Source organism: Neisseria sp. P0014.S009, from assembly GCF_051958155.1.
Classification (GTDB): domain Bacteria; phylum Pseudomonadota; class Gammaproteobacteria; order Burkholderiales; family Neisseriaceae; genus Neisseria; species Neisseria flavescens_C.
This window is the reverse complement of the sequence record NZ_JBQCVS010000026.1, coordinates 1-7,767: the sequence shown is the minus strand read 5'-3', so window position 1 is coordinate 7,767 and position 7,767 is coordinate 1. Positions and strand designations below refer to the sequence as shown.

The 7,767-nt window shown below is 50.2% G+C and carries 8 protein-coding genes and 1 riboswitch; of the genes, 2 read left to right on the top strand and 6 right to left on the bottom strand.

The genetic code is table 11. The features are described from left to right. On the top strand, positions 1 to 491 hold a 491-nt coding region (locus ACTHS4_RS11250; protein WP_440365951.1), incomplete at its 5' end, for a type IV pilin protein. 64 nt (positions 492 to 555) lie between these two features. On the opposite strand, the gene ACTHS4_RS11245 is transcribed toward ACTHS4_RS11250, so the two are convergent. From ACTHS4_RS11245 to metK, 6 genes are all read right to left on the bottom strand, one after another. Further along, on the bottom strand, positions 556 to 1,380 hold the full coding sequence (locus ACTHS4_RS11245; protein WP_070825936.1) for an undecaprenyl-diphosphate phosphatase: 825 nt from the start codon (positions 1,378 to 1,380) through the stop codon (positions 556 to 558). Between the two features lie 44 nt (positions 1,381 to 1,424). Beyond that, the gene (locus ACTHS4_RS11240; protein ID WP_070825937.1) at positions 1,425 to 2,066 is read right to left on the bottom strand and encodes a thiol:disulfide interchange protein DsbA/DsbL; all 642 of its coding nucleotides are present in this window, start codon (positions 2,064 to 2,066) and stop codon (positions 1,425 to 1,427) included. Between the two features lie 11 nt (positions 2,067 to 2,077). After that, the gene (locus ACTHS4_RS11235; RefSeq protein ID WP_440365950.1) at positions 2,078 to 3,154 is read right to left on the bottom strand and encodes an SPOR domain-containing protein; all 1,077 of its coding nucleotides are present in this window, start codon (positions 3,152 to 3,154) and stop codon (positions 2,078 to 2,080) included. A gap of 154 nt (positions 3,155 to 3,308) precedes the next feature. Next, a complete protein-coding gene (locus tag ACTHS4_RS11230) occupies positions 3,309 to 4,805 on the bottom strand; it encodes a YifB family Mg chelatase-like AAA ATPase (RefSeq protein WP_070825935.1) in 1,497 nt (498 codons plus the stop codon). A gap of 13 nt (positions 4,806 to 4,818) precedes the next feature. Continuing rightward, entirely contained in the window at positions 4,819 to 5,139 is a 321-nt protein-coding gene (locus ACTHS4_RS11225) for an accessory factor UbiK family protein (protein WP_003684455.1), read from the bottom strand. A gap of 109 nt (positions 5,140 to 5,248) precedes the next feature. Beyond that, positions 5,249 to 6,418: a methionine adenosyltransferase gene (metK, locus tag ACTHS4_RS11220; protein WP_070825934.1), complete on the bottom strand. Its 1,170-nt coding sequence runs from the start codon at positions 6,416 to 6,418 to the stop codon at positions 5,249 to 5,251. A gap of 173 nt (positions 6,419 to 6,591) precedes the next feature. Further along, a riboswitch (SAM-I-IV-variant riboswitch) is annotated at positions 6,592 to 6,702 on the bottom strand. Positions 6,703 to 6,810: 108 nt separating this feature from the next. On the opposite strand from metK, the gene ACTHS4_RS11215 reads away from it, so the two are divergent. Continuing rightward, on the top strand, positions 6,811 to 7,689 hold the full coding sequence (locus tag ACTHS4_RS11215; protein WP_070825933.1) for a lysophospholipid acyltransferase family protein: 879 nt from the start codon (positions 6,811 to 6,813) through the stop codon (positions 7,687 to 7,689). The last annotated feature ends 78 nt before the right edge of the window (positions 7,690 to 7,767 follow it).

Genomic DNA, 7,767 nt, shown 5'->3' with positions numbered 1-7,767 from the left:
ACTCAAATGCATTTGACGGAAAACGGGATGGGGCAACTGTGCAGAGGGGCTACTCTTTGATACAGCTGTTGGTGGTGATGCTGTTGGCTTCGATAGTGGCGACGGCGGCCTTTACGGCCTATCGGGAATCGGTCCGCGCGGCCAACCTGCGTGCGGCGCATGCCGCCCTGCTGGAAAATGCGCGCTTTATGGAGCAGTTCTATGCGAAAAAGGGCAGCTTTAAGCTGACGTCGACGAAGTGGCCGGAGCTGCCGGTGAAGGAGGCGGGCGGTTTCTGTATCAGGATGAGCGGTCAGGCTAAGGGCATCCTGGAGGGTAAGTTTACCCTGAAGGCGGTGGCGCTGGATAGGGAGGCAGAGCCGAGGGTATTACGCTTGAACGAGTCGCTGACGGCGGTGGTGTGCGGGAAGATGAAGGGGAAGGGCAGCTGTACGGACGGTGAGGAGATATTTAGGGGCAATGATGCGGAGTGTCGGCCTTTTACGGGGTAGAAACCTAATCGAAAGGGAGGAAGTAAAGAAAAGGACGTGGGGGCACGTCCTTTGGGAAGAGGGATTATTCGCTCCAGCTAACCCAGCCCAACATCCAAGTAAGGAGAATCAGACCACCAAATACGATGCGATAGTAGGCAAAAGGCACATAGTTTTTACTGGAGACAAATTTTAGCAAAGCTTTTACTGCCAACAAACCGGCGATAAATGCTGCGATAAAACCGATGGCAATTTGTCCGACATCTTGTAAGGTAAAAAGTTTGTAGTTTTTTAAGATGTCGTAACCTGTGGCTGCAATCATCATCGGTACGGCAAGGAAGAATGAAAATTCGGTAGCCGTTTTACGTTCTAATCCCCACAGCATACCGCCCATGATGGTACTGCCTGAACGTGATGTCCCAGGGATAAGGGCACAAATTTGGGCGCATCCTACAACAAATGCGTCAATTGGGCGCATATCATCGACATGGTTGACTTTAGGTTTGGCTGTTGTTTGGCATTTTTCAACCCATAAAATGAAGAAGCCACCTAATACCAGCATGGTAGCAACAGTAATCGGGTTGAAAAGATGCAATTTAATTTGTTTACTGAATAAGAGGCCAACAATCGCAGCCGGTATGAAGGCAATAAATAAATTCAGTACAAAGCGATTGGCTGTTCGTTCTTTACCCAGTCCTTTTATGATATGGGTAAATCGTTGGCGGTATTCGAATACAACAGCTAATACGGCACCGAGTTGAATAGCAATTTCAAATACTTTTCCGTTGCTTTGAAAGTTCATTAAGTCACCGAATACAATCAAGTGACCGGTACTGGAAATAGGGAGAAACTCGGTTAAACCTTCGATGATACCGAGAATAAGTGCTTTAAATAAAATCAGAATGTCCATAAGTTTTCAGACGGCCTTGAGGCCGTCTTTCTTTTGTTGAATAGTTAAAGTGGTTTTGAGGATTGTTCGCGACGGACTTTGACGATGAGCTCGTCTATGGTTTTCATACCGGCTTTCCAGTCGGTACCGTTGAAATTGACTTTGTATTTACCACCGACGATGACAGTTGGTGTGTTTTCAATTCGATAAGTTTCCGTCAATTGCTGCATTTTTGCAGCAGTCGATGCGGCAGCAGGACTGTTGTAGGCTTGAAGCAGTTTTTGACTGTCAAAACCCGTCTGTCTACCCGCCCATGATCGGAATACATTGGTATCGGCCAGGTTGATTTTTTGTTCGTAAACTGCTTTGAAGATGACTGGATTGGCTTGATATTTCAAACCTGAAAGATTGACGGCTGCGGCCACCTTGGCTAAACCCAACATTTCAGGCATCCAAACGACGTGCTCTGTCCGTAAGGAAACATCTTTGGCAAAGGTTTTGCTATGTTGCAACAAAACTGGATCGAGATGGTAACAATGGACGCAGAAGTAGCCGAAAAATTCTAGCACTTCAATTTTTCCGGCTCGCTGCTGCGGGATAGGGTGACTAAGAACGGTATAGTCCACGCCTTCGGTAGCAGCCTGCGCACTCAGGTTGAGCAGGCTCAGGCTGAGTGCGGCAATGGTTTGTTTTATACGCTGCTTCATCAGTGATTCCATTATTTGGTAGAACGAATCAAGCTGTTGATATTATGGCCTTGCAGGTTTTTTTGCAGTTTTACAGCGGCTTCCTGCGGCATGGTGTTACTTTGAACTCGGTAAATAGTTTTGTCGCCGTTTTGCGATTCAACCACTTTGGAAGAAACACCTAAAATAGCCAGTTTGGCACGTTGTGAGTCTGCGCTGGAGCGGTCTGCATATGAACCAAGTTGTAGGAAGGCTTTTTTACCGCTGTTGGCAGCTATTTCGGCTTTTTCTGCTGACTGTTTACTTGCAGCGTTGCTGCTTTCTTTTGTTGCAGAGGCATTTGTAGCTTTACGTGCTTTTTCGATGCTGCCGCTGTTGAGGATTTGCTCAGGTGTCGGCTTGTTTTGTTTTTTGGCTTCGGCTGCTTTTTTCTCAGCCAATTTGCGCTCGGCACGCTCTTTTTGTTTGTCGGTCAGTTGGTCGGCCGCTTTTTTATCTTTTGCAGTTTTATCAGCAGCTTCTTTTTCAGCTTTGGCTTTTTCTGCGCGTTTTTTTTCTAATTCGGCTTTTTTCTCGGCCAGTTTTTTCTTGGCGGCTTCTTTTTCTGCTTCCGCTTTTGCGGCTTTTTCTTTGGCTTCACGTTCGGCTTTGTCGGCGGGAGTTTTGTCTGCTCTTTCTTTGGCTTCGCGTTCGGCTTTTTCTGCTTCAGCTTTATCCGCTTTTTCTTTGGCCTCGCGATCGGCTTTTTCCTGAGCCTCTTTTTCTGCTTGTGCCGTTTTCTCTTCAGCTTCTTTGGCAGCCTTTTCTGCCGCTTCTTTTGCTTTGGCTTCTTTCTCTGCCGCTTCTTTTTCAGCCGCTTCTTTTTCAGCTTTGGCTTTTTCTTTATCTGCTTGGGTAGATGAAGTGTCGGTAGCTGGGCGTTTCTCTGCTTTGTCCTGAGGTTTCAGGATTTCAGGTTCTTCGCTTTGTTTAGGCTGAGTCAGCTCTTTGAAAACGTTTTGGTTGCCTTGGTTCAAGAAGAACAAAATACCGGCAATAATACCTGTTGCCAGTATCAGGCCGAAAAAGAAACCGGCCAAGCCTTTGCCATATTGTGTAGATTTTTTCATGACTTACCTTGTAATAATGTGTTCAGACGGTCTGAAGGGAGACTGTCTGAGTTTGGATTCGATATTTTATCAATAACCGTTATGGACGGCAAAATCCTGATGCTTTGTTTACTCTAGTTTTACTTAAACATAAAGATTCAGGCCGTCTGAAAAGTTAAAGGGCGCGACGGAAGCCGATGGCTTTCATCACATGGGTTTTGCTAACTTCTTCGTCGCCTGCCAAATCGGCCAGCGTACGGGCAACGCGCATGATGCGGTGGAAACTTCGTGCGGAAAGGGACAATTTTTCAAGCATGGTTCCCAAGGCTTCTTGTGCTTCTTTTTGGATGCGGGCTTTGCCATCGAGTTCGCCGACACTCAGTTCTGCATTGACTTTGCCTTGTCTGTTGTATTGGATTTTGCGTGCGGCGGTAACGCGCTCCAATACGGTGGCACTGGATTCGCCTGCTTCTTGTTGCATCAGCTCGGCAGCAGAAAGGCTGGGTACTTCGATGGTTAAATCAATACGGTCGAGTAATGGCCCTGAAATTTTGTTGCGGTAGCGGGTAACGCTTTCAGGCGTGCAACGGCAAGGCTTGGACGGATGGCCAAGATAGCCGCAAGGGCAGGGGTTCATGGCGGCGACAAGTTGGAACTTGGCTGGATAAACAGCTTGACGTGCGGCGCGGGAAATATGGATTTCGCCGTTTTCCAAAGGTTCGCGCAATACTTCTAATACTTTACGGTCAAACTCGGGCAATTCGTCTAAAAACAACACCCCGTGATGCGCCAATGAAATTTCGCCCGGACGTGGGTCTGAACCGCCGCCCACCATGGCAGCCGAGCTGGCACTGTGATGAGGACTGCGGAAAGGACGGTTGCTGTCAAGTTGCTGTTGATGGTTGGGCAGGAGCGAACGCAATGCCCATACTTCGATCAATTCGTCTTCGGTCAAAGGCGGAAGGATACCGGGCAAACGTTGCGAAAGCATGGATTTGCCTGTACCCGGCGGACCCATCATCAGCAGGCTGTGTCCGCCTGCCGCTGCGATTTCCAAAGCGAGGCGGGCGGTATGCTGGCCTTTAACATCGGCTAAATCAGGAATTTTACTTTGTTCAGAGGGCCTTTGCGTCAGCTTGCATTCGGTTTGTGTCAACGGTTCGATGCCGTTTAAATGGGCGGCCACTTCGCCTAAAGAACGTGCGCCATAAACCGCGATACCGCGCATGACGGCAGCCTGTTCGGCATTTTCTTGCGGCAAGACGAATGAACGGCCGGCCTGCATTCCCTGCCATGCCATGGCCAGCGCGCCACGTACGGGACGCAGCAAGCCGGACAGCGCCAATTCCCCGGCAAACTCATATTGGGAGAGCTTTTCAGGATTAATTTGTCCCGATGCGGCAAGAATGCCTAAGGCAATCGGCAAATCGAAACGGCCGGATTCTTTTGGGAGGTCGGCCGGTGCGAGGTTGACGGTAATTTTCTTGGCGGGAAAGTCGAAGCCGCTTTGGATGATGGCGGCACGCACGCGGTCGCGGCTTTCTTTGACTTCAGTATCGGGTAAACCGACGATATTGAAATGTGGCAAGCCGTTGGCAAGGTGGGCTTCCACTTCGACCAACGGCGCATTCATGCCGCTTAAAGCGCGGCTGTAAACCAAAGCAAGCGACATGTTTCAGACGGCCTTATTCGGCAGCTTCAGTTTGTTGTTTGATTTCGGCAACAGCTTCCTCTGCAGCAGCTTCGGCCGCTTTCAAAGCAGCTTCTTCAGGCTCTTGAGCGGCTTCGAGTTTGGCCAAACGGGCTTCCAATTCAGCCAGTTTCGTACGGGTTTTAATCAAAACCTGTTGTTGGATGTCGAATTCTTCGCGGGTCACCAAATCCATGCGGTTGAATGCGCTGCCGAGCATGGCTTTAACGTTTTTTTCCATGTCTTTGGCAGGGCTGTTGGCGATGGTTTCGCTGATTTTGGAGCTGACTTCTTCAAAAAGTTGTTTGCCGAACATAATCCGTATCCTTTATTCAGAATGTATATAGAAATTCAAGTGGCTATTGTATAAGGAAAAAGGCCGTCTGAAAACGTTTTGCTTTTCAGACGGCCTAAAATGCGGAAGTTTACACGCCTGCGGCTGCTTTCAATGCGGCTGCTTTGTCGGTGCGCTCCCAAGTAAATTCGGGCTCTTCGCGGCCGAAGTGGCCGTAGGCGGCGGATTTGCTGTAAATTGGGCGCAAGAGGTCGAGCATTTGGACGATGCCTTTAGGGCGCAGGTCGAAATGTTCGCGAACCAGGGCAATCAGTTTTTCTTCGCTGATTTTGCCGGTGCCGAAAGTGTCGATGGAAATCGAAGTCGGTTCGGCAACGCCGATGGCGTAGGAAACTTGGATTTGGCATTGGGTTGCCAAACCGGCGGCTACGATGTTTTTCGCAACATAGCGGCAGGCGTAAGCGGCGGAACGGTCCACTTTGGACGGGTCTTTGCCGGAGAATGCGCCGCCGCCGTGCGGAGCTGCGCCGCCGTAGGTATCGACGATGATTTTACGGCCGGTCAAACCGCAGTCGCCTTGCGGGCCGCCGATAACGAAGCGGCCGGTCGGGTTGATCAGGTATTTGGTTTCGGCAGTCAGCAGTTCAGACGGCAGAACCGGTTTGATGATGTGTTCGATCACGGCGTTTTTCAGTTCTTCGTAACCGATAGACGGATCGTGCTGGGTAGACAGGACGACGGTGTCGATGCGTTTTACTTTGCCGGTTTCGCTGTCGTAAACCACGGTCAGTTGGGCTTTGGCATCAGGACGCAGCCAAGGCAGGCGGCCGTCTTTGCGCAATTCGCTTTGGCGTTGCATCAGGCGGTGGCTGTAATAGATGGCAAACGGCATCAGGGTAGGGGTTTCGTCGCAGGCATAGCCGAACATCAAACCTTGGTCACCCGCGCCTTGGTTCAAGTCGATGCCTTCGCCTTCGTTCACGCCTTGGGCGATGTCCGGAGATTGTTGGTCGTAGTACACGCCGACTGCGCAGCCGTTGGCATCAAAGCCCAGCTCGGAGGAGTTGTAGCCGATGCGTTTGATGGTTTCGCGGGCGACTTTGATGTAGTCCACTTGGGCGGTAGTGGTGATTTCGCCTGCCAATACGCACAAGCCTGTGTTGACCAAGGTTTCCGCGGCGACACGCGCTTTGGGGTCTTGCGCCAAGATGGCATCCAAAATCGCATCGGATACTTGGTCGGCAACTTTATCCGGATGGCCTTCGGATACCGATTCGGAAGTAAACAGATATTCGCTCATTGCTATTCTTTCATTAAAAACAGGCTGCTGTGTTTTCAGACGGCCTTTTATTTCGGACAGCGGAAATCATAACAAAAACTCCGCTTTTTCTCTATACAAGTGAGAAACATTCGCACTTGTCTGCTGTTTCGGAATCCTGTTGCACGTTTCTTACAGGCAAAAAAATTCCCGCATTAAGCGGGTTTGGATTGCTCTGGCGAGCCACATCGGTTTTTCAACCGTCCACCTTACCTTTCTTTCCGAAAAGCAGGTTGGCATGGAATTCCCAACTCTTAATGCAGCGCGGATAGTAGCAGAAAAGCAGGTGTGCCGCAATATATTTGCCCGAAGTCTGTTTTGTTCAGACGGCCTGTTTCGTTTACAATCTGTCCACTTCATTTTGGTAAAACCTTATGCAAACGCTTGTTACCTTTGTTTTTAAATTTTTGGCCGCGCTGCCTTTGGCTTGGTTGCACAAATTAGGCAACCTGCTGGGCAGTTTGGGTTTCCGCTTGCTGTCGAAAGATCGCCGGCGGGTATTCGAAAACATGACACTTGCCGGATTGAACCCGACGGACGAGGCGGTGAAAAAAGTTTTCCGTGAAACGGCAAAAGGCGGCTTGGAATTGCCGGTGGCGTTTTTCAGACGGCCTGAGGAAATTGAAAACCTGTTTGTCAACGTCAACGGTTGGGAATATGTTCAGACGGCCTTGAGTGCGGGCGAGGGTTTGCTGTTTATCACGCCGCACATCGGCAGCTATGATTTGGCGGGCCGCTACATCAGCCAGCAGCTGCCGTTTCCGCTGACGGCGATGTACAAGCCGCCGAAAATCAAGGCATTTGATGCGGTGATGCAGGCAGGGCGCGTGCGCGGCAAGGGTAAGACTGCGCCGACCAGCATTCAGGGCGTCAAACAAATCATCAAAGCGCTGCGCGGCGGCGAAGCGACCATTGTGTTGCCGGACCATGTGCCGTCTCCGGAAGAAGGCGGCGACGGCGTGTGGGTAGACTTTTTCGGCAAACCTGCCTATACCATGACGTTGGCTGGCAAGCTGGCGCAAGTCAAAGGCGTAAAGGCTTTGTTTTTCTGCGGCGAGCGTTTGCCCGACGGCAAAGGCTTTGTCTTGCACATCGAGCCTTTGCGCGGCGAATTGAACGGCGATAAGGAGAACGATGCGCGCGTGATCAATGAAAATACCGAATATTGGATACGCCGTTTTCCGGAACAATATTTGTTTATGTACAACCGCTACAAACATCCCGAAGGCGCGCCTTTCCCGCAGGAAATATAGGCTGAGACCTTTGCAAAAAAGCCCTTCCCCCGACAGCCGAAATCCAAACACAGGTTTTCGTCTATTTCCGCTCCTAAT

Bases quoted from the DNA above. Each gene is read 5' to 3' on its own strand.
- ACTHS4_RS11245 (WP_070825936.1), bottom strand. From the start codon at position 1,380: ATGGACATTCTGATTTTATTTAAAGCACTTATTCTCGGTATCATCGAA.
- ACTHS4_RS11240 (WP_070825937.1), bottom strand. From the start codon at position 2,066: ATGAAGCAGCGTATAAAACAAACCATTGCCGCACTCAGCCTGAGCCTG.
- ACTHS4_RS11235 (WP_440365950.1), bottom strand. From the start codon at position 3,154: ATGAAAAAATCTACACAATATGGCAAAGGCTTGGCCGGTTTCTTTTTC.
- ACTHS4_RS11230 (WP_070825935.1), bottom strand. From the start codon at position 4,805: ATGTCGCTTGCTTTGGTTTACAGCCGCGCTTTAAGCGGCATGAATGCG.
- ACTHS4_RS11225 (WP_003684455.1), bottom strand. From the start codon at position 5,139: ATGTTCGGCAAACAACTTTTTGAAGAAGTCAGCTCCAAAATCAGCGAA.
- metK (WP_070825934.1), bottom strand. From the start codon at position 6,418: ATGAGCGAATATCTGTTTACTTCCGAATCGGTATCCGAAGGCCATCCG.
- ACTHS4_RS11215 (WP_070825933.1), top strand. From the start codon at position 6,811: ATGCAAACGCTTGTTACCTTTGTTTTTAAATTTTTGGCCGCGCTGCCT.